This window comes from Chitinophaga agri (genome assembly GCF_010093065.1).
In the GTDB taxonomy this organism is placed as follows: domain Bacteria; phylum Bacteroidota; class Bacteroidia; order Chitinophagales; family Chitinophagaceae; genus Chitinophaga; species Chitinophaga agri.
The window spans coordinates 7295330-7320263 of record NZ_CP048113.1 but is presented as its reverse complement, the minus strand read 5'-3'; the positions used below and the strand labels follow the sequence as shown (position 1 = coordinate 7320263).

At 46.4% G+C, this 24934-nt stretch carries 21 protein-coding genes; 7 read left to right on the top strand and 14 right to left on the bottom strand.

Annotation, left to right across the window (positions count from 1 at the left end; translation table 11 throughout):
- Positions 1–237 precede the first annotated feature (237 nt).
- The gene (locus GWR21_RS28830) at positions 238–570 is read right to left on the bottom strand and encodes an alpha/beta fold hydrolase (protein WP_162335158.1); all 333 of its coding nucleotides are present in this window, start codon (positions 568–570) and stop codon (positions 238–240) included.
- Entirely contained in the window at positions 567–1082 is a 516-nt protein-coding gene (locus GWR21_RS28825; RefSeq protein ID WP_162335157.1) for an alpha/beta fold hydrolase, read from the bottom strand. The genes GWR21_RS28830 and GWR21_RS28825 overlap by 4 nt, the downstream gene beginning before the upstream one ends.
- A gap of 193 nt (positions 1083–1275) precedes the next feature.
- Here GWR21_RS28825 and GWR21_RS28820 point away from each other — a divergent pair, with 193 nt between their 5' ends.
- Together GWR21_RS28820 and GWR21_RS28815 are read left to right on the top strand one after the other, a co-directional pair.
- A complete protein-coding gene (locus tag GWR21_RS28820; protein ID WP_238430073.1) occupies positions 1276–1743 on the top strand; it encodes a GlxA family transcriptional regulator in 468 nt (155 codons plus the stop codon).
- A 209-nt stretch (positions 1744–1952) separates the two neighbouring features.
- Positions 1953–3479, top strand: coding sequence for a TolB family protein (locus tag GWR21_RS28815; protein WP_162335156.1), 1527 nt, complete (start codon positions 1953–1955; stop codon positions 3477–3479).
- Positions 3480–3488: 9 nt separating this feature from the next.
- On the opposite strand, the gene GWR21_RS28810 is transcribed toward GWR21_RS28815, so the two are convergent.
- Positions 3489–5309: a glycoside hydrolase family 15 protein gene (locus GWR21_RS28810; protein ID WP_162335155.1), complete on the bottom strand. Its 1821-nt coding sequence runs from the start codon at positions 5307–5309 to the stop codon at positions 3489–3491.
- Positions 5310–5364: 55 nt separating this feature from the next.
- Here GWR21_RS28810 and GWR21_RS28805 point away from each other — a divergent pair, with 55 nt between their 5' ends.
- The gene (locus tag GWR21_RS28805) at positions 5365–6000 is read left to right on the top strand and encodes a hypothetical protein (protein ID WP_162335154.1); all 636 of its coding nucleotides are present in this window, start codon (positions 5365–5367) and stop codon (positions 5998–6000) included.
- Positions 6001–6263: 263 nt separating this feature from the next.
- On the opposite strand, the gene GWR21_RS28800 is transcribed toward GWR21_RS28805, so the two are convergent.
- From GWR21_RS28800 to GWR21_RS28790, 3 genes are all read right to left on the bottom strand, one after another.
- The gene (locus GWR21_RS28800) at positions 6264–7022 is read right to left on the bottom strand and encodes a basic secretory family protein (RefSeq protein ID WP_238430071.1); all 759 of its coding nucleotides are present in this window, start codon (positions 7020–7022) and stop codon (positions 6264–6266) included.
- A gap of 109 nt (positions 7023–7131) precedes the next feature.
- Positions 7132–7938 carry a patatin-like phospholipase family protein gene (locus tag GWR21_RS28795; protein ID WP_162335153.1) on the bottom strand — a complete coding sequence of 269 codons (807 nt, stop codon included), beginning with the start codon at positions 7936–7938 and terminating at the stop codon, positions 7132–7134.
- Positions 7939–8150: 212 nt separating this feature from the next.
- Positions 8151–8759 (bottom strand): hypothetical protein, encoded by a 609-nt coding sequence (locus GWR21_RS28790; RefSeq protein ID WP_162335152.1) that lies wholly within the window; start codon positions 8757–8759, stop codon positions 8151–8153.
- A gap of 353 nt (positions 8760–9112) precedes the next feature.
- Between GWR21_RS28790 and GWR21_RS28785 the strand changes: the two genes are divergently transcribed.
- A complete protein-coding gene (locus tag GWR21_RS28785; protein ID WP_162335151.1) occupies positions 9113–9691 on the top strand; it encodes a hypothetical protein in 579 nt (192 codons plus the stop codon).
- A gap of 48 nt (positions 9692–9739) precedes the next feature.
- Here GWR21_RS28785 and GWR21_RS28780 read toward each other — a convergent pair whose 3' ends face one another.
- The 3 genes from GWR21_RS28780 to GWR21_RS28770 all read right to left on the bottom strand — a co-directional run bounded on the left by GWR21_RS28780 (position 9740) and on the right by GWR21_RS28770 (position 15033).
- Entirely contained in the window at positions 9740–10141 is a 402-nt protein-coding gene (locus GWR21_RS28780; RefSeq protein ID WP_162335150.1) for a hypothetical protein, read from the bottom strand.
- Positions 10142–10174: 33 nt separating this feature from the next.
- Positions 10175–10915: a hypothetical protein gene (locus GWR21_RS28775; protein ID WP_162335149.1), complete on the bottom strand. Its 741-nt coding sequence runs from the start codon at positions 10913–10915 to the stop codon at positions 10175–10177.
- 158 nt (positions 10916–11073) lie between these two features.
- Entirely contained in the window at positions 11074–15033 is a 3960-nt protein-coding gene (locus tag GWR21_RS28770; protein ID WP_162335148.1) for a caspase family protein, read from the bottom strand.
- Positions 15034–15441: 408 nt separating this feature from the next.
- On the opposite strand from GWR21_RS28770, the gene GWR21_RS28765 reads away from it, so the two are divergent.
- Positions 15442–15678, top strand: a complete 237-nt coding sequence (locus tag GWR21_RS28765) for a hypothetical protein (RefSeq protein WP_162335147.1) — start codon at positions 15442–15444, stop codon at positions 15676–15678.
- 133 nt (positions 15679–15811) lie between these two features.
- Positions 15812–17344, top strand: coding sequence for a serine hydrolase domain-containing protein (locus GWR21_RS28760; RefSeq protein ID WP_162335146.1), 1533 nt, complete (start codon positions 15812–15814; stop codon positions 17342–17344).
- A gap of 61 nt (positions 17345–17405) precedes the next feature.
- Here GWR21_RS28760 and GWR21_RS28755 read toward each other — a convergent pair whose 3' ends face one another.
- The 3 genes from GWR21_RS28755 to GWR21_RS28745 all read right to left on the bottom strand — a co-directional run bounded on the left by GWR21_RS28755 (position 17406) and on the right by GWR21_RS28745 (position 20377).
- On the bottom strand, positions 17406–18488 hold the full coding sequence (locus GWR21_RS28755; protein ID WP_162335145.1) for a hypothetical protein: 1083 nt from the start codon (positions 18486–18488) through the stop codon (positions 17406–17408).
- 386 nt (positions 18489–18874) lie between these two features.
- Entirely contained in the window at positions 18875–19798 is a 924-nt protein-coding gene (locus GWR21_RS28750; RefSeq protein WP_162335144.1) for an AraC family transcriptional regulator, read from the bottom strand.
- Positions 19799–19828: 30 nt separating this feature from the next.
- Positions 19829–20377, bottom strand: coding sequence for a carboxymuconolactone decarboxylase family protein (locus GWR21_RS28745; RefSeq protein WP_162335143.1), 549 nt, complete (start codon positions 20375–20377; stop codon positions 19829–19831).
- A 529-nt stretch (positions 20378–20906) separates the two neighbouring features.
- Here GWR21_RS28745 and GWR21_RS28740 point away from each other — a divergent pair.
- Entirely contained in the window at positions 20907–21797 is an 891-nt protein-coding gene (locus GWR21_RS28740) for an AraC family transcriptional regulator (protein WP_162335142.1), read from the top strand.
- 270 nt (positions 21798–22067) lie between these two features.
- On the opposite strand, the gene GWR21_RS28735 is transcribed toward GWR21_RS28740, so the two are convergent.
- Together GWR21_RS28735 and GWR21_RS28730 are read right to left on the bottom strand one after the other, a co-directional pair.
- The gene (locus GWR21_RS28735) at positions 22068–23051 is read right to left on the bottom strand and encodes an alpha/beta hydrolase (protein WP_162335141.1); all 984 of its coding nucleotides are present in this window, start codon (positions 23049–23051) and stop codon (positions 22068–22070) included.
- Between the two features lie 450 nt (positions 23052–23501).
- Positions 23502–24926: an efflux transporter outer membrane subunit gene (locus GWR21_RS28730; RefSeq protein WP_162335140.1), complete on the bottom strand. Its 1425-nt coding sequence runs from the start codon at positions 24924–24926 to the stop codon at positions 23502–23504.
- Positions 24927–24934 lie beyond the last annotated feature (8 nt).

Here is a 24934-nt window from a genome sequence, read left to right as displayed (position 1 = left end):
AAATATAGTCGATTTTACCTGGCTTTTACTAACGTATACAAATACACACACCGGCTAAGAATAGCCGGTGATCTGCTTAGACCTACAACTGTCTCAATTGCGCTAAACGCAGCAATTGTTACTGCTAATTATTTGATAACAAATATGGCATTAAATATCCGGTGCGTGTATTGCCGAACGAATGAAACGGGTATAATGACGTTTCAAACGGAAAGAACCTGTACTGAGTCGTGATGTCTATCTGTTGTCTATCATTTCCAGGATATATTGTACCGTAGCCACTGGTTGTTCTTCCGGCACATAATGTCCTGCATCTCCGACAACGATCACCTTCGGATCGGCCATCTGTTGCAACGCAGCGCCCATATACGCTCCCAGCGCATATTGTCCCCCCAGGGCCAATACAGGTATCTGTAAACGATGTACGCCCGCTTTGTTGACCTGCGCACTGGTGGTAAATGCCCTGTAATATTCGAAACCATATTGCAGACGCTCCTTCCCTGTGTAAGCGCGCACATATACATCCAGGTCTTCCTCGCTGATGGCCGTTTTCACAAAAGATTTATTCATGAAATACCAGGCCAGATATTCCTTCTCCCTGCCCACGACCAATGTTTCTGGTATATCGGCCACGGCGTGGAAATAAAACTGCCAGATCCTGCCTGCGTTAGCGGGTTTAAAGATGTCGTCAGACATAAACCCGGAATAGCGGCGTCAATTACTGTCAGCGTATTTAACTGCGCTTCATGATACAACGCAAAAGATACCGCGACCCAGCTACCCACATCATGTGATACCAGGTGTACCTTATCAATATGCAAATGGCTGATAAAACGACTTATGATACCAGCTATCGATCTGGTATCATAATATAATGCAGGGCTACTACCTCCGAGTCCGGGCAGGTCAACCGCTATCACCCTGTTATGTGCTGCCAGCAGGGGAATGACTTTACGCCATACGTAGGACGTCTGCGGCCAGCCATGCAACAGCAATATAACATCCCCCTGACCTTGTTCATAATAACAAAGCGTCGTACTTTCGATCTGCATAAATTTTGCTTCAGGCATTTGTGCTTTCATTGTGCTAACGGATAAAAATGTAAATAGTGCTACGAGTGAGCAACTGTCTCATGCAGTAAAATTATTCAGACAGCCGTTTGTATGGAAAGACAAAAAACAGGTAATTCCTGCCATTCCTGAACCACTAACTATATCTCTGATTGATGATGAGTAGCGAAGAAAAACATATTGTCATACTGGTGTTACCACCGGTATGGATCTCGCACTCGCACTGGTAGAGGAAGACACGGGTAAAACTTTCGCGCTGCAGATAGCCCGGCAGATGGTACTGTTCCTGAAGCGACCGGGCAATCAGTCACAGTACAGCACCATGCTGGCGGCTCAGGAAACAGATCATACCCCTATCAACAATGCGCTGACCTGGCTACAGGGACATCTGCATGAAGAGATCACGGTGGAAAGACTCGCACAAGAAGCCGCTATGAGCCCACGTAACTTCTCCCGGATATTTGTACAGGAAATGCAGATCACTCCGGCCAGGTATATTGAAAAACTACGTGTGGAAATGGCCTGCCGCAGTCTTACAGACAAGAAACTTACACAATCAGAGATTGCCATACAAAGTGGTTTTGGCAATGCAGACAATATGCGAAAGGTATTTCAGCGGGTGCTGGAAACAACGCCGTCTGCATATAAAAAACGCTTCAGAAGTGCGTTATAACGCTTAACGGCATAGGGCATCAACACCGCGAAGGCTATGCCAATGAGCTCATACGCTCCGGCAAGGTCAAAAGGGCCTATATCGGGGTCGCCATGCAGCAGATAGACCTGGTACCCCGGCTATTTATTTCCATAGGGGATCAGATTCAGGGAAACATCGGTAAATTAGACAAGATTTCATATTCCACGACCCGCTTATCTTGTTCCGTTATGGTGACCACATTTCGCATTACACTTATCACCCTGATTATCAATACCTTTTCCAACCGTCTTATTGCGCAGCCAACAGGCATATTTGATGGGCAGACGGATGTCGGCATAGTGAGGCAGGCAGGTAGCACAAAGTATGACCCGCGAACACAGCGATATACTGTTACCGGCTCAGGAAGTAATATGTGGTTTGGAAGCGACGCCTTTCATTTTGCCTGGAAAAAGATGAAAGGTGATTTTATCTTAAGCACCAGGGCACACTTCACCGGTCAGGGTAAAGCGGCACACCGCAAGTGGGGAATCATGATACGCAGTAGCCTGGATTCCGCGTCCCGGCATATAAACGGCACTGTACATGGCGATGGACTTACGTCCCTCCAGTTCCGGAAAACCAACGGTGCTAATACGGAAGAGGTTAAAACGACGATTAACCATGCAGACGTACTGCAACTGGAACGGAAGGGTAATACATATATTCTCTCCGTAGCCCGTAACGGCATACCTTTTATCAGTGAAAAGCTGGATAACATACACCTGGGAGAAGAAGTATATGCCGGTATCTTTGTCTGTTCACACGATCAGAATGCGTCTGAACAGGCACTTTTCAGTAACGTACGCCTGGTAGTCCCTGCTCCGCCTGACCTTACCCCTTACCGCCAGTATATTGGCAGCCTGCTGGAGATCATGGACATCGCCACCCAAACCAGTACCATCGTGTACCAGACACCAGGATCCATACAGGCGCCCAACTGGAATAAAGACGGCAAATCCCTGATCTATAACGCGGACGGTAAATTGTACCAGTTTGACCTAAGTACCCAAACACCGGCAGTCATCCCCACCGGTGTCGCTAAAAACAACAATAACGACCATGTGTTATCCTTTGATGGGAAATGGCTGGCTATCAGCAGTGGTGAGGGAGAAAAGGGGGCGTCCGTGGGCTATGTCGTACCACGTACAGGCGGAGAACCGGTAAGGGTCAATAAAACAGGTCCTTCCTATATGCATGGCTGGTCGCCGGATGGTAAATACCTGGTGTTTACGGGACAGCGGAATAACGACTTTGATATCTACCGGGTACCGGCGGCAGGCGGAGAAGAAGTACGGCTAACCACCGCACCGGGACTTGACGACGGTCCGGAATATACCCCCGATGGCAAATACATTTACTTTAATTCGGTACGTACGGGTATGATGCAGATCTGGCGCATGGCGCCTGACGGTAGCGAGCAGACGCAGGTAACGGACGACGGGTTCCATAACTGGTTCCCGCATATCTCACCTGACGGCAAGTGGATCGTATTCCTGTCTTTCCTGAAGGAAGAGGTGGATGCTGCTGATCACCCTTTCTATAAACATGTATACCTGCGACTGATGCCGGCAGCCGGTGGACCAGCAAAGGTAATTGCCTATCTCTATGGCGGACAGGGTACCATCAATACACCTTCCTGGTCACCCGATAGTAAACGCATTGCTTTTGTCAGCAATACAAACCTGCTATTTCCGGTGTTTCCAAGAGAAAGGTGACGACTAATTTCACCTCCTGCTGAGTTGCTTATTGATCTCCATGGCAGCACTGATCAGGGCCAGGTGCGTAAAGGCCTGCGGAAAGTTACCCAGGTGCTCTCCCTTCATGCCCAGTTCCTCGCTGAACAGTCCCAGGTGATTTGCATATCCGATCATCTTCTCAAAACTCTCCACGGCGAGGTCTATCTCTCCGCATTTGGCAAGTGCCTCGATATACCAGAACGAGCACATGTTGAAGGTACCTTCCTCTCCGTCTAATCCGTCAATACCTTCCAGGTGATTCCGGTACCTGTATATCAATACATCCAGTCTGAGCTCACGGTCTATGACCTTCATGGTAGACAGCCACCTTGGTTCAAGTGGGGTGATAAAATGGGTCAGTGGCATCAGCAGCGCGCTGGCATCCACAGTTTTAGCCCCCTTGTATTGTACCCAGGCGCCAATATCCTCATTCCAGAAATTATGATAGATATCCATGTATATCTCATCCCTGACCGCCTGCCATTGTTCTTCGGGATAAGGGAAAGAACGATGCTCAGCGATCTTGATCGCTCTGTCCATCGCTACCCAGCACATCAGACGGCTATGCAGGAATTCCCGCTCTTCATTCCTGATCTCCCATATACCATGATCGGCCATTTTCCAGTCGGCCACCACACATTCCACCTGCTGACGGATCAATGTCCAGAACTCGAAAGTGATCGGTTTATACGACTTGTTGTAAATGTAGATCGTGTCGATCAGCTCACCGTAGATATCCAGCTGATGCTGGATAGCGGCTGCATTCCCTACCCTGACAGGCTTAGAATCCTTGTAGCCGGCGAGATACTTCAGCTCCTTCTCCCCTTCACATTTATTACCGTCTATACGATACAGCAGCTGCAGCTTTGACTCTGAACAAAGGCTGGAGATCCAGGCCATGAAAGCAGTCGCCTCATCATAGAAGCCCAGTTTCAGGAAGGCGTACATGGTAAAGGCAGCATCCCGTATCCAGGTAAAACGATAGTCCCAGTTACGACTGCCACCCAGTGTTTCCGGTATACCAAAAGTGGCCGCTGCTATGACAGAACCATAACGGACGGAAGTCAGTAATTTAAGCGTAATGGCGGAACGGGTGATCAGTTCACTGTAATGTCCCCTGTAAGTGGATTTTCCGACCCATTCCCGCCATTTTGTGATCGTTTGATGGTAAGTATCATGGGCGTAGTATTCAATGTCAGCAAAAGCCGCTTTATGGTCTTTTTTGACAGCCTGTAAAACCACATGCGCCGTTTCCGATTCTTTCAGGATGAATTCCGCATAACCATCCTTTCTTTTTAGCTGCAGCGGAACGTCGGCGATCAGCCGGAGCTGCACATTTCCATTGTTGATATCTTTGAAGATCACCTCATTCTTCCTCTTCTTGAGAACTGCCTCATGTCTGGCCGCAGCATAGTCAAAACGGGGTGCGCAATGCACTTTAAAGGTAATGTCCCCACGGATAGCCTTGATCTTACGGACAATCGTGCTGTCTGTCTCTTCCTCAACCGGCTGGAGGGGCATATAATCTGTCAGTTCCGCAATACCCGACTCAGAGAAAAAGCGGGTCAGCAGAATGGCAGTACCAGGTATATACAACTGCTTGGAATTATAGGATCCCATCTGTGGTTCGACAGAAAAATAACCACCCTGACGCGAGTCCAGCAGGGAAGCGAAAATCGTCGGGGAATCAAAACGGGGAAAACACATAAAGTCTATTGATCCCGTCAGAGAAACCAGGGCAACCGTTTCCAGGTTACCGATGATACCATAATTCTCTATACGCTGATAAGACCGTTCCGTATGCTTCATACTGGTATTTATCATGAACCATGCCTAAAACAATGGTATACCTTACCTTTATGACATGTTAAAACTGCCTGTTACTGTACGTATTCCTGCCGACGATGAACTGGACTATCGTCCTGATATTGACGAAATACTTTTCAGGAGAAGGAAAGCGAAGATCGTGGAAGGATATAGCCTTGTACTGAATGAGAACCCCAGGATGCCTTACCGTTTTCAGGCAACCGTCAATATTGACAACGACCGTTTGTGGGCGCTTTTTCTCACATTGGCAGAGACGTTACCCGGCAAGGTAAGTTGTACCTACGGCATATACGAAGAAGACAGTATGACCACGCCTTTACTACAAAAAGACTTTGTACTGAAGGAGCTGGAAAAATACGAGGAAGAACTGACGCAGGAATGCCAACTGGAAGCCGGGATCTTGTTTCAGACCCGGGACATCCTGATAGAACTGAACATCAGTGCCAGCAAATATATCCGGTACTGGGGAGCTGAACTGGAAAGGTTCCGCCTGCTGATGAAATCTTTTGACCTTCCGCCGGTTGAGGGACTGGAGTTTATCGATGAATACCCGAAGATCGTTACACCGCTACGGGAACTGGACAGGAATGCGAAAGCCCCTGAGACAGTGTTGTATTATCTTGATCAGGCCTTCAGGGTTGACAGGACACCGCCGGAAGCGATCTTTGATTAAGCAGGAATTTCGAATCAGGAATTGAGCTGCTACAACCGTCTTCCACCCGATAGTAAGCGGAATGCTGATATCGATCAGATGAAACATCGCGCAACTAACTTGTACACACTATGGACAATATGCCCATGTAAGACTTACAAATTCTCAATTCCTGATTCTTAATTCCTGATTAACCCGTGTTGCATAAACGACCGCGGTTCACCACCTCCGTGTGATAGTTATAATGATCTGTAGCAACACTGGTGCACGATACAATTTACCTGTTACAAAGCAGGATTCGCGCCATAGTCAGCCCACAGCTGATCTACAGTTTTGCCTGTCAGTGTTACCCAGGTATTGGCAGTGTAGGTATGATTACGTAAAGCAGTATTCAGATTGGTGACGATCGTGCTGCTCACGTGATTCTCCAGCCATGCCAGGAAACGGGCGGTTACGCGGTAAGCGTTTGTATAGGACTGTGAAGAAGAATAGGCAGGCAATGTCCATCCTGCGGCCGCATTGTTAACACCATACCTGTAACGCACCAGGTCAGCAATACCCTCCGTCAGCCAACCAGGTGTACCACCCGTATAGGCCTGAATGATATGCATGATCTCATGTGTGGCAACATCAACATCCTGCGGATTGCTCTGGAACCATGCCGCGCTGTAAGTAACGGTGGTGCCGGAAGTATAGGCCACACCACTGTAGTTAGGGTCAATCACATAGGTAATTGACTTGGTGACGCCTGGGTTGAAGCGGGTCAGCAATTGCGGATACTTACCAAAGAAGATGTCTACGATCTTCTGGCGTACCGTTTCATTAAAATTAGGGTCATTGTTGGTAAGCGTCAGCTTATAACCATTGCTGGTGTAAACAACTGTACCAACAGGTACTGCGAGGGCAGCGGCTTCTCCTTTGGCCCTTGTTTCTGCTTTAGGGGCCGTTTGATAAGGAGTTACATTTTCAGATTTGCTACAGGCAAACAATAAAAAGATACCAAGGGTACCGATAATCATGGAATTTTTAAGCGAGTGTCTCATTTTTCTGAGTGGGTTTACGATAGGAGGCAAATGAACAACGCGATCTACCTATATAAACGCACTCCCCGGCTTTTTCGTACAAGCTGTTTCCCTACCGGCAAACAAAATCCTACTTGACAAGTTGACTATTCCCGGCCAGTGCCTTTACCTGCCCCTCTTCCAGTAACTGACGGGTATAATCCAGTCCGGTAGCATAAATAGCATCCAGGCGCTTAAAATCGAACATCCCAAACTGTCCCAGTGCCTCAGGCTCAATAAACAGGTCACAGTGTCGTTTATTCTTCAATACTGCTTCCTGGATAGCCATGTGCATCGTACGGTCTACTGCTGCCAGGAAGCTGCCCGACGGATTGTAGGCTGGCAATGGATTCACATGCACCCCTACAATATCCCTGTATTGCCCCAGTAAAGGCTCTACAGGCAGATTGCCGGAAATACCGCCATCGATATAAGGTATACCATCTATCATCACCGGCGGGAACAGCATCGGGATCGTAGAAGCTGCCAGCACTGCCGGGATCACTTCTCCCTGTGAAAATATACGCTGAAAGCCGGTGTGATAATCCGTTGCAGAGATATACAATGGTACCGGTAACGATTCAAATGTTGTATGGCGTAATGTCTGTTTCAATACCTTTTCTACCGTACGTAAGGACAGGAAACCCGCCTTCAGGTTCCGCCACTGCATAGAGAGTCCCATCTTTGTACGCTGGAAGATCTCTTTTACTTCATCTGTACTATACCCGTCACAGATAAATGCCGCAGCTATAGAGCCGGCACTGGTAGCCGCAATCGCTTCAGGAAAGACATTCTTCTCTTCAAATGCTTTTAAAACGCCAAGATGGGCATAGCCACGGGCGCCACCTCCAGAAAGAACAAACGGACGCCGTATAGGGATTTTCAACTCCTGATTCATCCGGCTAATATATATAAAGAAAGTAAAATCTGCTACCTTTAGCACGGCCAAAATTAACCCAAATGAAACACTACTCTCTGTTACTGACAGCAACACTGCTGGCGCCTGTCCTACCGGCATACGCCCAGTCCGGCCCTGATAGTAATATAAACGGGCCGTCCGTATTGCCGAACAGCCCGTTTATATCAGCTATGTTCCTGTTAATACTTACCTCATATATTTGCAGGACGCCCCAGTCCAATGACATGTACCACCGGCGGATTCCTCATCTTTTTATAGGTTGAATAACCGGCTATTGCGATCAATGCGCCATAGACCAATAGCACTTTCACCGTACCCAATGACACCAGTCCTACTATCAGGCCGCCGAGACGTCCGAATGCTGTTACAGATTCTCCACTATTCAGTTCGGCCATCACATGTATGGTATAGGCGAACAGCAGCAACACAACTACCAGTCCAGCCAGCGGCTTGGCAGCCGCTCTCATCTCATCATATCTATCTACACCATACGTAGCACCGGGAATGTATGCTTTCAGGTGGTTGAAGATCTCCTCCCGTATCACCGGATCTTTGATAATAAAATGTTCTTCTGATTCACGACTAAAGAATACCTGTATGTGATCATTACCTTCCTGCCAATGGATCGACCTGATAATATCAAGCGGTAATGCAAACAGGGCAGGATCGGAAAAGTCACCTGCTTTCATACCGGCAACGAGAAAGGATACGTTTTCGTCTTTAGGATTGGCTTTGTATAAGGTGTTGTTGGCAAATGCAATAATCTTGTCTCCTTTGCTACTGGTCCAGATCTGGGTCATAATATTTGTTAAAGGGCAGCAAGATATAGCGCACTCATCAAATTATCAATAACACTTATGCGTCAAATGTACTGACAACACCTACTGTTGTTTACTATATTTACAGCATGAGCGGCATTACAGATATATCTATTTTACGCAGAGACATGATACGGAAGATGCGGAAAAAGCCATGTCCGCACTTAAAACACTCGCTATCAATACGTCTGTCTGAAAACACGTTTTCTCTACCGCCGTTCACCATACAGACGGACCGCTGTTATAAAATAATATAGTACATCTGTCACTGGTAGTGGTTTGAAAATAATTTTTGTATCTTTCGTCAATTATCAGCTATCCCTAACTACACCTACATGAAAACGAAAACACTATCACGGATATCAACCGCAGTAGTTGCTATCTTCTGTATGAGCGTGACTACTGTACTCGCACAAAAGAAAGTACTCAATCCGGGTACCTTAAACATCGAAAAGAACGGGAGTGTCTTTTCCTCGAAGGATATCAGGGGAACTGCCACTATTGGTAGCAGTAAACAGGCTATCATGAACCTGGAATGTACCTTACGTGACGGCAAGAGGATACTGTCCCTGCGATTTGATCTCAAGAAAATAGGGGAATTTAAACCCACTACCATCGAGTTCATTAAAACAGGTAATGAGGATGAAGCAGGTAACTTTGCACAGTTCCTGAATTATCCGCAGGATGAGGCAACAGAAACAGCAGATGAAGGCGCAGGAAAAGATATTTCCTCCAGTTCACAGAAAGGTACCTTCACGCTGTCAGAGATCCGGTTTGATGATGTAAAGGCTTACATATCCGGCAATTTTGAATTTACCGGACCTAACGACATAGAGTCTGGCTCCGAGAAAACTATCACTATCAAAGGAAGTTTCAGCGGCGTAGCCATCACCTGTATGGGCCCGCATCCATGATATAACTAATCCGGTGTGGGCTTCCTCTGCGGGAACGTCCACACCGGATCACAGTTCCTTACCTGTCAAACAGTAGAACAGGTTCTGTAACTGATGTACATATAATATCGGCTGTCCACAGGGCACCTGCTGACCAGACGTTTCGATCAATACCTGGAACACATATCCCTCATCCCTCACATAGATACTATCCTTACGGTTATACCGGTAGGAAAATACATTGACATCTTCCCCATGTTCTCTGTCACCTCTTACAAATCCCAGATTATGCAGCTGTCCGGCATCCAGTGTGATGGGATGTACACTTGCCAGCGGCAACTTACTCTTAGGTAGTGATGAGTTGTAAATAAAGCCATCCAGTAAACCCTCTACCTCAAACACCATCTCATTCATATACAGATCATAATACCATACCATATTGCCAGTGCGCACATCAGTTGCTTCTACCATGATTCCACATCTTTCTGCAAGTATAACGGTATTCTATCTATCAAAAGACACAGTACGTGTTTCTTTCACAATGTCTTCTTCGTCAGGGTCATTTCTATCTATCAGTCCGGCGAACAACTGCACCTTCCTGTTCTTAAAAACAATGCTGTCCACCCCTCCCTTTTGCGAATGCGCAGGTAAGTTATCAAAAGCTATACGCTTTTCCTTTCCCAGTGGGACATTCACCACCATCAGTTTCACGCTGTCTTCCGTACTATCGTCAGCGATCTTATACACTACCTGCCCTGTAGCCACGTCATAATCCAGCACCCATTCATATGTCTGATATTCAGGTATCTGCTGCTTACTGACAGTTGTGAGGCCTATACAGTCAGACCCACATTTATGCGTAAGAAAAAGATGTGTGTCACTTTCTGCGGAAAAACGCGGAATTAACCTTACGTTCAGGAACAAGTCCTGAAAAACCACCTTACTGCTTCCTTTGGCACATTCAATATAAAGTTCGTCGTATTTGGTTTCATCATCTTTCACCAGGTATCTGATAGACCACCCTGCGGGTGTAACCATATCAACCGGTAACCCGTCAGGAAAACCCTTATCGTTCCTGTCGATCGGAATAAGCACAGCAGCATTCTTTTTCTGAGTAGATCTTTTAGACTGACCAATACTGTCTGTTAACTGAGCGGAGGCATTCATCAAAGCTGTAGGCTGTTGCTTACACGCAAACAGGCATGCTGCTACACAGAGCAACATATAATTTTTAGAGTATGACATAGGTATATTGTGACTGCAAAATTACATATTATTAGCCAAGGACAAACTAAATGATAAACTAATACATGTGCAAGCTGATAATTACTACATATAACAAACGAAGGTGTCCGCGCTAACGGGCACCTTCACCTTATGTTATACAGAACAAAACAATCCACTCAGGATTGTGCAGACAAAGCTACTGACTCAATAAAAGGCGCCAGTCCAGGCCGCAGAGATTCTATCACCGCAACGAACTTATCGGCAACCAGTCCGAATCCATCATTCGTAGGATGAATTTCATCATACCATGAATTACGTTCTACGGTATTCCTTGCATCTATATAGTATACGATGCCGGCATAATCTGCTGCTATTTTCTGCAGGCGTTCGTTGAACCTGTTCAGAATGAACTTTATCACTTCTTCCCTTTCCGGCTGTGGCTTAATATTCTTCTCAATCATATATTTACCCAGCCAGCTGGTTTTCCTGGGCGTGAGATCAGTATCCACCGGTATAACATAGTCATAACTATGTACCAGGATGCGCAGGTTCGGATACCGGTCATGTAATTCGGTGAACATGTCCCGGTACCATTTCTCCAGGTCGTCCAGCTTCTTCATAAACGTATCTTCCAGGTAACGGCTGTATGCACCATCATTCTCTGCCGGTACAGCACGCAGGAACTCCCGGAACTGTTTTCCCAGTATATCATTTCCGCCACCACTTACCAGGAATATCTGAGCTTCCTCCTCTTTGATCGCTTTCAGGTATTCCTTTTTCTTCATGTAATTTTCCAGCGTATCGCCTGCCTCTGCAAAGCTGCGGATAGCATAGAGTTTATACAGCTGATCCAGGATATCTTTCAGACGGATGGGGTACTGGAACCAGGAATCTCCTTCAGCCACAATACGGAGCCTGTCCGTATTTTTAAGCCGGTTATATAACCGCTTACGCTGGGTGGTTTCGATGGTATTGGCGATCCATAACACCGCATCTCCAAAGATGCCCCGCTGGTCCTCAGGCAGCTTGATCTCTGGTTTGAGCTGCAATCCGGTGGGTTGTCCATTGACGTCTTCCACTAAGTTAAAATACAGTCCTGCGGCATAATAAGCCGTCTCTTCATACTCCATCAATCCCTGCAGGGTCTTTTCATCAATGCGGTTATATGAAGGATTATTAAAGATAAAGTTAAGTCGCTGCGTGATCCAGCCGGTAAAAACGGTTTCTTCATCTTCTGATGTATCGATAGCTTTGGGAATTTCCATACCGCTTCTTACCACGCCTTTTTCCCTGTCAGCCAGTACGTATGGCGCAGGCAGATTACCCAGCTCCAGTGCTTTTACATCAAAGAGTTCGGTGCTGGTAATAACCTTCAGTGTTTCTATACTGAGCGGCCAGTTGTACTCCCTCACAAAATTGTCCTGACGGATACGGATCCTGTCGGCTCCTTTTTTAGCCACCAACATCGATTTTCCTGGTTCCAGCAAAACAGGTATATCATACTGGTAATCGATATAACTGCTGAACTGTATTGCCAGGTATAATGCCGAAACATATAAAGGCTGGTTCGTCTGATTGGTTAGCTTGATCTCCATCGCTCCTTTCCAGAGGGTTTCATTCTCTTCGAAATGAAAAACGGCGTTGCCCATAGTGGTATCCAGTTTCTCACGGCAGCCATCAGGATAGATACGGGTGAGTTCCATACGGAGCGGCTGTTGAGGGAAGCCATCAGGGATCGTACTGTTCTGGAGTTCTTTAATAAAGTGCCATTGTGAAATATGTTTGAGGGTTTCTACCAGTTCCGGTATACCACTCTCCTTCACAATGTCCAGCGGGCGTACTACCGGGCGATAAGGATCATTCGCGCGGGTAATGATCGCCTCTCCTGCTCTGATATGTAAGGTATAGTCAGCGCTGCGGCCGTTCTCTCCGGCAGCACTCTGGAACTCAAACCGTCCACCTGCTTTACTTTCAATATCGTCCAGCAACCTGGCCATCTCCGCAGGATTGCCATTGACATTATTCAGTTCAAGTAAGATCTTCCCACTCATCAGCCCCTCTACAAATGCCTTATGCGCCCTGTCCTGGCCGGGACTACCATCAATAGAAATGATACTATAGTCAATAAACACTTTATCAGTAATCGCTACCCATTTACGGCTTGTGTCAGCCGCATCTATCACCGTGATCTTTGTATTTTCATCTACACCATGAATAGCGCCGAGGTTCAGCTGCCAGCCTTTTATATTATAAGTCACTTCAGCAACAGTGGCCTGGTCAGTCAGGCTGCGGTTGAGGAAACCTGCGGCCATCAGCCCTTTCCTGTTGCCGGAGACATAGATCTTCGGTGTCTGTTGAAAGCTGAAACGCAGGTATTGCCGGATGCGGCTGCCCAGTTCATTGTAAGACACGTTGCCTGTGCAGGCGTCCAGTGCGCCCAGGAGCTTTTTGGTAAACACACCTTCCCCGCTTACTTCGACAGCTGACTGATCACTTTCACAGGCAGCCATCTGTATGTGTATACCTTCGGGGAGGAATTCATCCGGCTTACGACCATTGATGTCTTCCTCTTTAATGTCCTTACTAAACAGGAAGTCATTCCAGTCACGTTGCGGGAATGCACCAGCGTAACGGGCGTTATGGTCCGGATTATAGACCATACGTTTGATGACTTCTTTGCTAGCATAAGCTGTATTGATCAGCTGACCGCGTGTATTGTCGCCGGAGTGGCAGCAATCAAAGATCGTTACGATGTGCGCACCTGTCTTCTCATACAGCTTTCCGATCATATAGCGCAGCTCCTTATCGGTCAGCAGGTAGTCTGCCGGCTTGGCGGCATCTCCATCATAACAAACAAGGCACTCCAGTTTACCATCGGTCTCCTCCCATACCGGCGCAGCATCTTCCTGTGTGCCGTGGCCGGAATAATAAAACAGGACAGTATCCTCTTCATTAGCCTGTCCGAGATGCTCTTCGAACAGTTTGAACACATTGGCACGGGTTGCCTGCTCATCAGGCAGTTTTTCAATGCGGCAGTCGAATGGTGTACGGTTCCTGAGATAGTCTTCCACCTGTTTCACATCATTTAAACAACCATGCAGCTGACGTACTTTCGCATATGCATTGATCCCTACCAGCAAAGCAAATACTTTACCACTGGCAGGAGTGACACCTTCCAGCGGGTCTTCCTCGAAGCTGGGCGGATAGTATCCTTCATTATCTGTTGCTTCAGGGCCGGTTTCATTTAAGTCGCCTACTCCGGCATACTTATCTACGATCTCTTCTTCAGATGCGATAGCAGCAGTAAGGTCACGGGTTACGAAGTGTAGCGAACGGCTGGTGGCAGCAGGAAGGAATGCTGGTGCTGTTACACCACTGATGAGTGTATCCCAGTCAAATGCAGGACCTATATCCCACTTACCGGAAGAGCGGTAGTTAATATGAGAAACGATACCCTTAAAGCTGAGCACATCATTCGTTGTAATATATCTTTTATCTTCCGGCAGGAACTGTCTCGGAATATTGTAGGTTGAGGTCAGATAACGCAGCAGGATAATAGTACTCTCTATCTGTTCCGGGGTATAGGAAGCATAATAGGACTGATCACGGAATGGCTGGTTGATCTTGATGAAAGCCTCACTGTTACTAAGTGCACAGTATTCGTCTATGGGACCTGGTTTGCCGTTTACCGGCTGACGGGAATAAACCGTTTCCAGTACGCCATCATGTGGTACGAGGTAGGCATAGTTAGATAGTTCAATACCTATGGTCACCTTATCCTGCGCATTCTGTGTGTTTTCATTACCTACTCCCTTGCCAATATGGCCGGACCAGTTTTTAGAAGGAAAGAGCTGGTAAATAGTACCATCCCTGGCGATCACAAATGGAACGGACACATGTCTGTCCTGTGTGGTAAGACTTTGCATGTCGGACCTCAGATTACCCGCAGTGAAATGAAGGACGATCCGTTCTTTCGTATGAACTGTGGGATAAAAATAATTCGTGCGGCCCGGTTTATACAATTGTCCTTTTAGAAACAGCTGTTCACCAGGAACCTGCAGAGAAAATGGCGTCAGCAGAGAAGCCGAATCAATCTTGAATCGCGCCTCGATCTGGGGTAAGGAGTCATATCTCATGTAGAGGTCAGTTTATTATTGGGGTGTTGGTAATAAATAAATAAATAATGCCGGTGCTTGTTGCAAAAACTCTTGTTGTGTGAAACTATTAACGTGTGAAATTGGATCTGTCAATTGGATTCCCGAAACACAATACTTAATGAATGCCTATTCCAAATATAAGATTTATAATTCAGAATCAGCTGATTCTCCTCACATTACGATAGGTATCCGATTTCATTGCTGTGGCTGTATATTTATTTTCCCTCTTTCTATCGGGAAGTCCACATTAACATAACAGGCATTATCAATACTTAATTATTCATGAAATATAAGCGCGTGATATTTAATATCCATGCGTCATCAGCAAACCAAGCAGGATTTTAGCATGACAGGTTATTATTCACTCTTCATAAAAAAAATTGAGTTATGAAAAAGCATCTCGCAATCATCGGTTTGCTGATCGCATCTGGCGGCTTTGTTTATTTCGGGGGATTGTCCTCGCCATCATACGCAGCAAATTCATCCAATGAACAGGCATACATTGCCGGTAACGAATTTTTCAGGCAGGATACAACACCAAGAAAGGACACTTCCATGCATAAGAAGATGAAGCATAAAATGAAAAAGGACACCACCTGGAAGAAAGACACCCTACCCCAGTAAGCTGACTATATAGGAAGCCTCCGCCGATCTGGCGGGGGCTTTGCTTTTTATCACTTATGCCCTGCGTTTCGTCACATTTGTCCTGCGGTGCCAACCGGCTTTATTACTATTGCTTTTCAAATCGCAGACAACTATGAAACGCGGACTTTTCCTCATACTCTTATTGCTCAATTCTACACATAGCATTGCGCAGCAACGGTTAGGGAATCTCAATATTTACTTTAACCAGATAGCACAACAACAGCTCCTGAACGGGAATATACTGCTGGCAGTAAAAGGCAGGACGATCTATCAACGGTCCTTCGGTCATGCTGACCTGGCGACTGGCATATTGAATACAGATAGTTCCAGGTTTAACCTGGCTTCCATTTCGAAGATATTTACCTCCACTGCTATCCTGCAGTTAAAAGAAAAAGGACTGCTGACACTGGAAGATCATTTACAGGCATATTTTCCGGATTTCCCCTATGCTGATATCACTATCAGGCATCTGTTGACCCATACATCCGGACTACCCGACCTGGAGTTATATGAATCGTTAATAAGCGCCTTTCCGGACACGATTGTAACAAATGCGATCATTATTCCGACATTGATAAAGGAGAAACGGACACTGTATTTCCTGCCGGGAGATAAGTTCCGTTATTCCAATACCAACTATTCACTGCTGGCGCTGCTGGTAGAAAAGCTTAGTGGACAATCATTCAGCGACTACCTGCAGCAACACATATTTCAGCCGGCAGGGATGCTGCGAACCAGCTGCGACACCTATTCCTTCCGGCCATCGGATAAACATATTGTTACCGCTCATGTGTATGAAAAAATGTATGACGCTACCCGTACCAATATATCGGCGATCAAAAGATACCGTTATACGGATTATAATAACAGTGCGGCAGTGGGTGCGTCCAATATTGTGACGACAACCGGTGATCTGCAATTGTTTGACAGGGCTTTCTTTGAAGGCAGGTTATTACATCAGGCGTCCATGCAGGAAGCGTTCACACCAGTTTGTCTCAATAGCGGAGATACCCTCTGGGAGCACATGGATACAATGAAAGGTGAAGGCAGGGGGAGTTATGGCCTGGGGTGGGATATCTTTGAACAACCTGGTACCGGTAGGGCCGTAGGGCATGGAGGATTTAAATTCGGCCTGGCTACATTCTATTACAGGAATCTTGACCGGCAGGAAACAATTATTGCGTTTGATAACTATGCAGGAGCACCGTTTGGTGATGTGATTACATCCGCTTATCATATACTGCATGAGCAGGCCCCATTACACACACACCGGAAAACGTCACTGGCCAGGTTGTTTGGTCAGGCGATCATTCAATATGGAATGGAGAATGCGGTAAGTTGTCTGTATACATTTAAAAGTGACACCAGTCATTATTACATCAGTGAGCGGGAGATGAACACACTGGGATATGAGTTCCTGTATTTATCAGCTTTTCCGGCACACCAGCAGTTAGCCGTAGAAACATTTATGATCAATATGCTGCTATTTCCTGATAGTTTCAATACTTATGACAGCTATGCAGAGGCATTGTCAGTAACAGGAAAGACGCAGGAGGCCATCCTTATGTACCGGCGATCCATTGCGTTAAACCCGGACAACAAAGAAGGGGCAAAAGCCCTCCAACGGTTACTCAGCCGGCCGTAAAGGGTAGCCTGTCTTTGTTGTAAAGTAGTGTGGCAGGATACGCCACACTACTTTTTTATGTTTATCTGTTATTTAATTCATTTACCAGGGCAACCAGATCCGTGGCAGATACCGGCACCAGGTTAAAGCTAACAGGTGTGTAGTTTGTACCACTGGCAGGAGCAGCGATGGTCACATCTTTCAGTTCAGCGTAGAACTGTCCGTTAAGAGAGGTGATCGCCAGGAAAGTACCCTGCTGGCCTACAGGGATCACTGCCTGATAGCTCAGGAAGCCTTTGAAGCCCGGAGGTGCATTAAGGATAAGGTTAAAGAATTTGACAACAGAATTGATCGTCTTGGGTTTGAAGAACAGCATGCTTGGCTGTTCAGGAGATGAGTTAGGGGTATCGTCATTGAAGACGTTGAAATAGCCTAATACAGTTGTTTTAGGTCCGGTAGTACCGCTGAACACGTCACAGTTCCGCCATTGCAATAGCTGAGAGATAGAGAAATCCAGGGTGTTGGTAGTGGAATTGAACAACGCGTAGTCAGGCGCTGCGTTCCAGTTGATACCAGGATCCTGTGAAGCAGGTTGCGTAACAGTAGTGGCCTGGTTGAACTGATTATAGCCGTTCAGGATATAATAAGCGGAGGTGTCGCCATTCCACATCGGCACTTTTTCCTGCGGACGCAGCTGTGTTCTCACCGGCGTCTGCACAGCGATCGGTGCAGCAAGGGTCAGGTCAGCGCCGGCTTCTGTGGCACGAACAAAGAACTCACCATAGGACAACAGGTAATTACCATTGGTGGCAGTAGGTCTGTTGGAGAATACGAAGTCTTTTGGACTTAGTACTTCACGGATAGCAACCGTAACGGGCCCGGTAGGTACGGAACCATCTTTTCTGCGGAAGGCGCCGGAAGGAATGGTGTACTTGGAACCATTCTGTGTACCGATCGTTGTTCCTTCACGGGGAGGGACCGTATAGAACTGGGTCCGGGGACCGGCGCTCTGGAAAAGTGCTGCCAGACGTTTCGCATCAGGGTTTTCTTGTGCTGCAGCCGCAGCGATGCCGGATGGGTTCAGTTTCTCTTGCGTAGATTGTTTGTTACAGGAGACAACGGCAATAGTTGTCACCAAAGCGAGTGCGCTGACAAGGGATTTCATAATTATCAGTTTTTAGTTAGGAAATTTCGAGGGTTATTACGTGTTGCTACATACAGACAAATATGCCACAATGTTAGGTGTTATGACATGAAATAGCACCGCGCCCCCCAAACGTTCATCAAATGGGCTTCTGATACAGATCGTTTTATACAGGCTGAACCATACGGACCATATTTGCGACCTGTGCGTATAAGGGCACCCAAAGGGCACTTTAACATCCGGGGATATTAACGTACCCTTTGGGTGCCCTTATAATGATGTATTAAAGCTTAATTACTACAGATATCAGGCACTGTATGAATAGAGAGGGAGAGGGTATAAAAGCCTGTTAGCTGGCTGTTAGATACCTATGCAATTGGGTAGCATTATATATCATAAGCGATGAGTTATATACTTAAAAACTGCTGCATCGCATCTTTCTTGTAATCGGTAAAGCTTCTACCGGAGAAATTCTTAAAGAACTTACTGAAGTGTGCAATATCATCAAAGCCGAGGCTATAGGCGATCTCTTTCATGCTGGACCCGGAATAGGTAGCGAGGCGCTTCGCTTCGAGCACAACCCGCTGCCGGATGTGATGACTGGCAGGGAAGCCGGATATTTTCTTGACCATCTCATTGAGATGATTGGGCGTAACGGCCAGTTCATCCGCATATTCGGCAACAAGCTTATACTCCATATATTTCTTTTCAACAATGGCGAAAAACCGGTTAACCAGTGTTTTATTACCAGCTTTTATAGCCGGTAACACAGCCGGACGATACTGACGGGTGAGGTAGATCATGAAGATATTGAGCAGGCCACGCAGTATTTCAGATCTGAGCAGAAAAAAGTTTTCAAACTCCCGTACCATCTTACCTGCCAGGTCTTCCATTTCCTCCCTGATCTCGCTGGTCAGCGGGATGATGGTAGTACCAGACAGTTTATGAAAGGAACTGGAATGAAAAATAAGCGCCGCATTATCCTGCGGCATAAACAGGAATTCAGGACTGAAGGTCAGTACGAATCCGCGGGTCTGGTGATCTGGCCGGAACTGATGCAGCTGTCCCGGCGTAAGGCAGTAGATCTGATCAGGGCCAACGTCATGTTGCTCATTATCTACAAAGTAATTACCACTCCCATCGAGTACCCATACCAGTTCAAAACTGTTGTGCAGATGAGGTACACCATCGTTTAAGTGACTATTCCCGGATAGGTCCTCCAGTCTATAGATCTCAAACGGCACGTGCGGTTTTTCTTCCGGGACAGACATCTGTGCGGCTCTGCTCTTTGAGGCTTGCGGCGTTGCATAACTGTGAATAGCTTTTGTCATATGGTGTTATTAATGGTTCCTATAAAAATTTCAGGCGTCATTCTCTTCCTGAAGCTCGGGAGCTAACGGGAAGTCTATTTCTATCTGCGTTAAATTATAGAGGTAGTTCATAGCGATGTTATCGCTGATCTGCAGGATGAGGTCAACAAGGTTTCCCTTATCATATCCTGCTTCAAAGAAGCGATTCAGACACTCCGCGGAAGCCCTGCCCTTATTTTCGGCGATCTCTTTTGTCAGTGCAGCCAGTGCATGTAACCGGGGATGGCTGCTACTACCCATCCTGATAGCGATCAGTTCCTCTTCCGGGATACCGTTCTTTCTACCGAGAGCAGTATATACACTCTGGCAGTAACGGCAACCGTTGACCTGTGCCATGACCAGGTTCACGACCTCTCTTTCGCGGTTATACAGGGAGGTCTTTGCAGTCTGGAAGGCCAGGTATTTGTTGAGTCCATTTTCGGAATAGGCGATCGTTGCGTATAAATTCGGCACCATTCCAAGTCTTTTATGCAATGTGTCAAAGGCCGCTTCGTTTCCAGGATAAATCTGTTCTCTTGTCGGTACGCTAAAGTCTATCATTCTCTTTCTGTTTTGTTGTGATGTCGGTATAGCTGCATAGGGAAAACAAATCATATACCACTCGCCCAAAGAACTGAGAAAGAGTCACTTGATTAAAATTTACTATCTAACAATTAACTATATTTAGTGATTTCACTGTTTTTGCTCACTTTATTTAGTGAATAGCCGCGAGAGAGAAATTGCGAGCGAAAAGATAAAGGCACAACAGGTAGGATGAACTTAACTGTATATTTCGTGCTTTATGAGGCCAAAATACGGCTTTTGAGACTACATGGGGTTCCTGGTAAAGGAGTTATACAGAACCTGGCTTAAAATTGCTGTAACCTCCAATTTTGGTAGTGACTGGAATGATCGCGAGTATCCGGATCCCGCGAATTATTAAATATCATAAACGGATTTTCCGTGAAAAACGGCGATATGACGATATTTCGCGTTTTCTCATTCGTTCATAAAGCACAAGTAAATGATTATCAATACATAACAACTCAGGCATACTATTGGCCTATAAGATTGGCATAAACCACAAGCCATGAAGTATACAGAATATTGTCCTTTATTAAAGCTCGAGGATATAGATGCTAATCTGCCGTTTCAGATCCAGACCTTCAGCGACATGCCGGAAGACATTATGGAGCACAATGCCACACCACACAAACAGAACTACGTAGAGATCATCTGGATCACTAAAGGAAGCGGCACCCTTGTACTGGATCTGGAAATGTTCGACCTGCAGAACAACAGCATCTTCTGTATTACTCCGGGACAGCTGCATCAGCTAAGAACAGATGAAGACATGGAAGGCTATGTCATCTCCTTTACCGAAACCTTTCTTCATATGGGTGAACAGGAGTTTGACCTGATGTATAACTCCGGTCTGTTCCAGGCGTTCTCACGTTCTGCCGGTATCAGACTGACCAGCGATGTCGCCAGGGAAATGCAGGAAGTAGCCTTAAAGATGCTGAAAGAAAGTAAAAACGTATACCTCTTCAAAACGGAGATGTTGCGCCGTTACCTGAAGATATTCCTGATATATGTTACCCGTCAGTTCCAGGGACCTTTACAAACCGTTATTCAGACACGTAACCTGGAACTGGTAGAGAAATTCAAGTCACTGGTAGAAGTACATTTCAAGACACACCGGAAAGTGGCGGACTACGCAAAGCTACTCGCTGTAACGCCTAATTACCTGAATGAGATCATTAAGAAGATCACGGCGTATCCCGCCAGCTATCATATCCGTCAGCGTATTGTACTGGAGGCGAAAAGAAGGGTGGCCTATTCTGATGAGTGTATGAAAGAAGTAGCATGGTATCTGGGTTTTTCTGACATCGCGCACTTTAGCAAATTCTTTAAGAATGCAACAGGAACTACTTTCTCTGATTTCAGAAAGGAATGTCTTGTTATCAGTCCTGCACACTAAGAGGATACTATTATATGCTTATTTAAAATTGTCAACGGAATCATAGTTAGCCCGCTGTAACCAACGCTTTATTGGCAGATGAATGACCGGTCGTCACGGTATTTCGTTACCAGTTGGTCCCGTACTGCGGCGGTGCCTTCCTGACATCATAATACGTTATCCCCCTCACCTGCTGTCAGCTCTACCCACAAACTATTTCAGCAACGATATAAAGCAATAAGCTCCTGCACTATAGGCAGGAGCTTATTTATATTGGATGGATCTGAAGGATTATTGCAGGAACTTCTTCAGTTCAGCACCAACGTGCCTCATAGCAGACTGTGTACCAGGAACGGTCGCCAGTGGGTTTAACAATCCCCAGTCATGGATCATACCCTGATAACGTGCCAGTGCTACAGGAACGCCTGCCTGGTCCAGCTTACGTGCATACGCTTCACCTTCATCACGCAGCACATCATTTTCGGCTACTATCACCAGTGCCTGTGGCAACCCTTTCAGCTGTTCTGTTGTCGCCTGCAACGGAGAAATATGAATATCGCTGCGCTGCGCCACGGTAGAATAGTTATCGAAGAACCAGATCATCATGTCCTTGGTGAGGAAACGACCGGTTGCAAATTCATTGTATGATCCTGTTTCGAAGTCTGCGTTCGTCACAGGCCAGAGCAGCGCCTGTCCCTTAATGGCAGGACCTTGTTTTTCCTTTGCCAGCAAAGCTACAACAGCTGTCATGTTACCACCTACGCTGTTACCCGCCAGTGCCAGGTTCTTACCGTCTACGCCTATTTCGTCACCATGTTCTGCCACCCATTTTGTGGCAGCATAGGCTTCATTGATCTGTGTAGGATATTTAGCTTCCGGTGCCGGTGTATAATTAGGGAACACTGCTACTGCTCCTGAAGCAACAACAAGGTCACGTACCAATCTCTTGTGAGTAGGGAAATCACCCAGTACCCAGCCGCCACCATGGAAGAACATGAACACAGGCAGCTTACCGCTTACACCTGCAGGACGCACGATATCCAGCTTAACGGTCAGTCCTTCAGATGTGATTGTTTTTTCAGAAAACTCCACACCTGATGTATCAACCTGCACTGATTCCTGTGCACCTGTCAGCACAGCACGTGCATCAACAGGAGATAATGTTTCCAGTGGCTGACCACCGCTTGTATTTAATGCATGCAGGAACGCTTTTACTTTACTGTCTATAGCTGGATCAACATCAGGATCCAGTGGTAACTTGATCTCTTTACTCATTTTATTGGGTTTTTATTTTTATGACTTAACAATTGTGTCCGATCAATGTTCACAAAGCTATCTTGTATCCCATAGTCTGACAATTGCCAAACACCTGCAACTGTTGTCTTTTTTATCGAGCAGGGAGCGTAATATCTATCGCTGAGGTGTGCTGAAATAAGAAGTAATAATGACCATAATTAATACAAATTAAACCCTGATTCCGGCATTGTGTGAAAAGACGGATTTCATCATCTTTGTACTGTTATCAATAAGATATCGGATCATCAGCGAAAATTAAACCTGATATTTTTATCAAGTTGGCATTGGTTACCAAACGGCTGTTTCTTTTCAGGAACAGCTTTTTTTATTATAGTTGACGATAAAAAAATAGCGCCACAGAGCTGTGGCGCTATTGGGTTACAAACTATAATCTACCTATTACAACTTTTCTTTATCATCTTACCCTGCTCACTTCCAACCTCCTCCAAGACTTCTGTATAATTCTACAGAAGCACTTAGCTGCTGACGGGTAATATCCGCCTGTGTCAATGACGCCTGTAGTGACCTGCTCTGCGCAGTGATCACGTCCAGGTAGTTAGCCATCCCACTACGGAAAAGCATTCTCGCATGTGAAGTGGCCAGCGCCAGCGTGTTCACCTGACTGGTAGCGATCTCCTGCTGTTCTTTCAGTTTGTCCAGTTTCACAAGTGAATTAGACACCTCTCCGATCGCATTCAGTGCTACCTGACGGAAACGGATCACAGCCTCCTCCCGCGCGATCTTTGCTACCTCCAGGTTCGTTTTCAGTTGTCCGCGCTGGAAGACTGGTTGTGTCAATCCTCCCGCTACCATACCAAACAAAGAAGAAGGCAATGTAAACCAGTCGCTTGCCTTAAATGCATTCACACCGCCGTTCGCAGTAATGTTCAATGATGGGTACATACTGGCCTGCGCAACGCCTACTTGCGCATTCGCAGCTACCAGTGCCAGTTCCAGCTCTTTAACATCGGGTCTGTTACTCAGCAGCGCTGCCGGTACGCCTGCCGGCATGATATCTCTCAGTGGCGTATTGATGAGCGTAGTCGTATAATCGATCGTACCCGGCAGGTCACCTGCCAGTATACGTAGCGTATTCTGCTCAATGGCCTTCGCCTGCTCCAGCTGTGGTATCAGCAAAGCAGCTGTCTGTCTTTGCGCCTCTGCCTGTTGTACGGCGAGTTCGGTCGCCTCACCGGCCGTCTTTTGCAAACGGATCATTTGTACGATGGTGTCGCTTAATGCCACGTTACTTCTTGCAATGTTCAGCTGTGCATCCAGCATCAGCAGGTTATAGTAACTATTGGCAATATTGGACACGAGACCTGTCTGCACAGCGTGCATCCCTTCGAAAGTGCCCAGGTAACTGGCCAGGGCTGCTTCCTTACGACGTTTGATCTTACCCCATATGTCGATCTCCCAGGAGAGACCAGCGCTGAGGTTATAATCTTCAATGTGATCAGTACCGAGGAATGTATTCAGACTGGTACCATTTAAGCTGTTCTTGGAAGGGATGGAAGTAGACGCTGTTGCCTGAAGATTTACTGTTGGCAACCATCCTAATTTCGCCTGTTTCAGATATGCCTGTGCCGTTTCTATACGTTTAATAGCCAGCTGCAAATCATAGTTTCCGCTCAGCGCCCTTCCTATTAACCCCTGCAGTGTCGTATCCGCAAAGAACTGTTTCCATTCCAGCGTCGCAATGCTGCTGTCAGCCGATGCTGCAGCTGCCGAATCATTATAGTGGGCAGGCAGGGCGAGGGAGGGCCGTTCGTAATTGCGGCCCACCCGGCATGCTGCTAATCCAGCAACTATTAGGAAAGAGATGAATGAAAGATGAATATATTTTAGTGTCATCCTGATTT

Coding starts and splice junctions, on each gene's coding strand:
- GWR21_RS28770 (WP_162335148.1), bottom strand. CDS start 15,033: ATGAGATATGACTCCTTACCCCAGATCGAGGCGCGATTCAAGATTGAT.
- GWR21_RS28780 (WP_162335150.1), bottom strand. CDS start 10,141: ATGGTAGAAGCAACTGATGTGCGCACTGGCAATATGGTATGGTATTAT.
- GWR21_RS28750 (WP_162335144.1), bottom strand. CDS start 19,798: ATGACAAAAGCTATTCACAGTTATGCAACGCCGCAAGCCTCAAAGAGC.
- GWR21_RS28755 (WP_162335145.1), bottom strand. CDS start 18,488: ATGAAATCCCTTGTCAGCGCACTCGCTTTGGTGACAACTATTGCCGTT.
- GWR21_RS28735 (WP_162335141.1), bottom strand. CDS start 23,051: ATGAGTAAAGAGATCAAGTTACCACTGGATCCTGATGTTGATCCAGCT.
- GWR21_RS28740 (WP_162335142.1), top strand. CDS start 20,907: ATGAAGTATACAGAATATTGTCCTTTATTAAAGCTCGAGGATATAGAT.
- GWR21_RS28795 (WP_162335153.1), bottom strand. CDS start 7,938: ATGAATCAGGAGTTGAAAATCCCTATACGGCGTCCGTTTGTTCTTTCT.
- GWR21_RS28760 (WP_162335146.1), top strand. CDS start 15,812: ATGAAACGCGGACTTTTCCTCATACTCTTATTGCTCAATTCTACACAT.
- GWR21_RS28730 (WP_162335140.1), bottom strand. CDS start 24,926: ATGACACTAAAATATATTCATCTTTCATTCATCTCTTTCCTAATAGTT.
- GWR21_RS28815 (WP_162335156.1), top strand. CDS start 1,953: ATGGTGACCACATTTCGCATTACACTTATCACCCTGATTATCAATACC.
- GWR21_RS28785 (WP_162335151.1), top strand. CDS start 9,113: ATGAAAACGAAAACACTATCACGGATATCAACCGCAGTAGTTGCTATC.
- GWR21_RS28775 (WP_162335149.1), bottom strand. CDS start 10,915: ATGTCATACTCTAAAAATTATATGTTGCTCTGTGTAGCAGCATGCCTG.
- GWR21_RS28825 (WP_162335157.1), bottom strand. CDS start 1,082: ATGAAAGCACAAATGCCTGAAGCAAAATTTATGCAGATCGAAAGTACG.
- GWR21_RS28810 (WP_162335155.1), bottom strand. CDS start 5,309: ATGAAGCATACGGAACGGTCTTATCAGCGTATAGAGAATTATGGTATC.
- GWR21_RS28790 (WP_162335152.1), bottom strand. CDS start 8,759: ATGACCCAGATCTGGACCAGTAGCAAAGGAGACAAGATTATTGCATTT.
- GWR21_RS28830 (WP_162335158.1), bottom strand. CDS start 570: ATGAATAAATCTTTTGTGAAAACGGCCATCAGCGAGGAAGACCTGGAT.
- GWR21_RS28800 (WP_238430071.1), bottom strand. CDS start 7,022: ATGAGACACTCGCTTAAAAATTCCATGATTATCGGTACCCTTGGTATC.
- GWR21_RS28745 (WP_162335143.1), bottom strand. CDS start 20,377: ATGATAGACTTTAGCGTACCGACAAGAGAACAGATTTATCCTGGAAAC.
- GWR21_RS28805 (WP_162335154.1), top strand. CDS start 5,365: ATGTTAAAACTGCCTGTTACTGTACGTATTCCTGCCGACGATGAACTG.
- GWR21_RS28820 (WP_238430073.1), top strand. CDS start 1,276: ATGGATCTCGCACTCGCACTGGTAGAGGAAGACACGGGTAAAACTTTC.
- GWR21_RS28765 (WP_162335147.1), top strand. CDS start 15,442: ATGAAAAAGCATCTCGCAATCATCGGTTTGCTGATCGCATCTGGCGGC.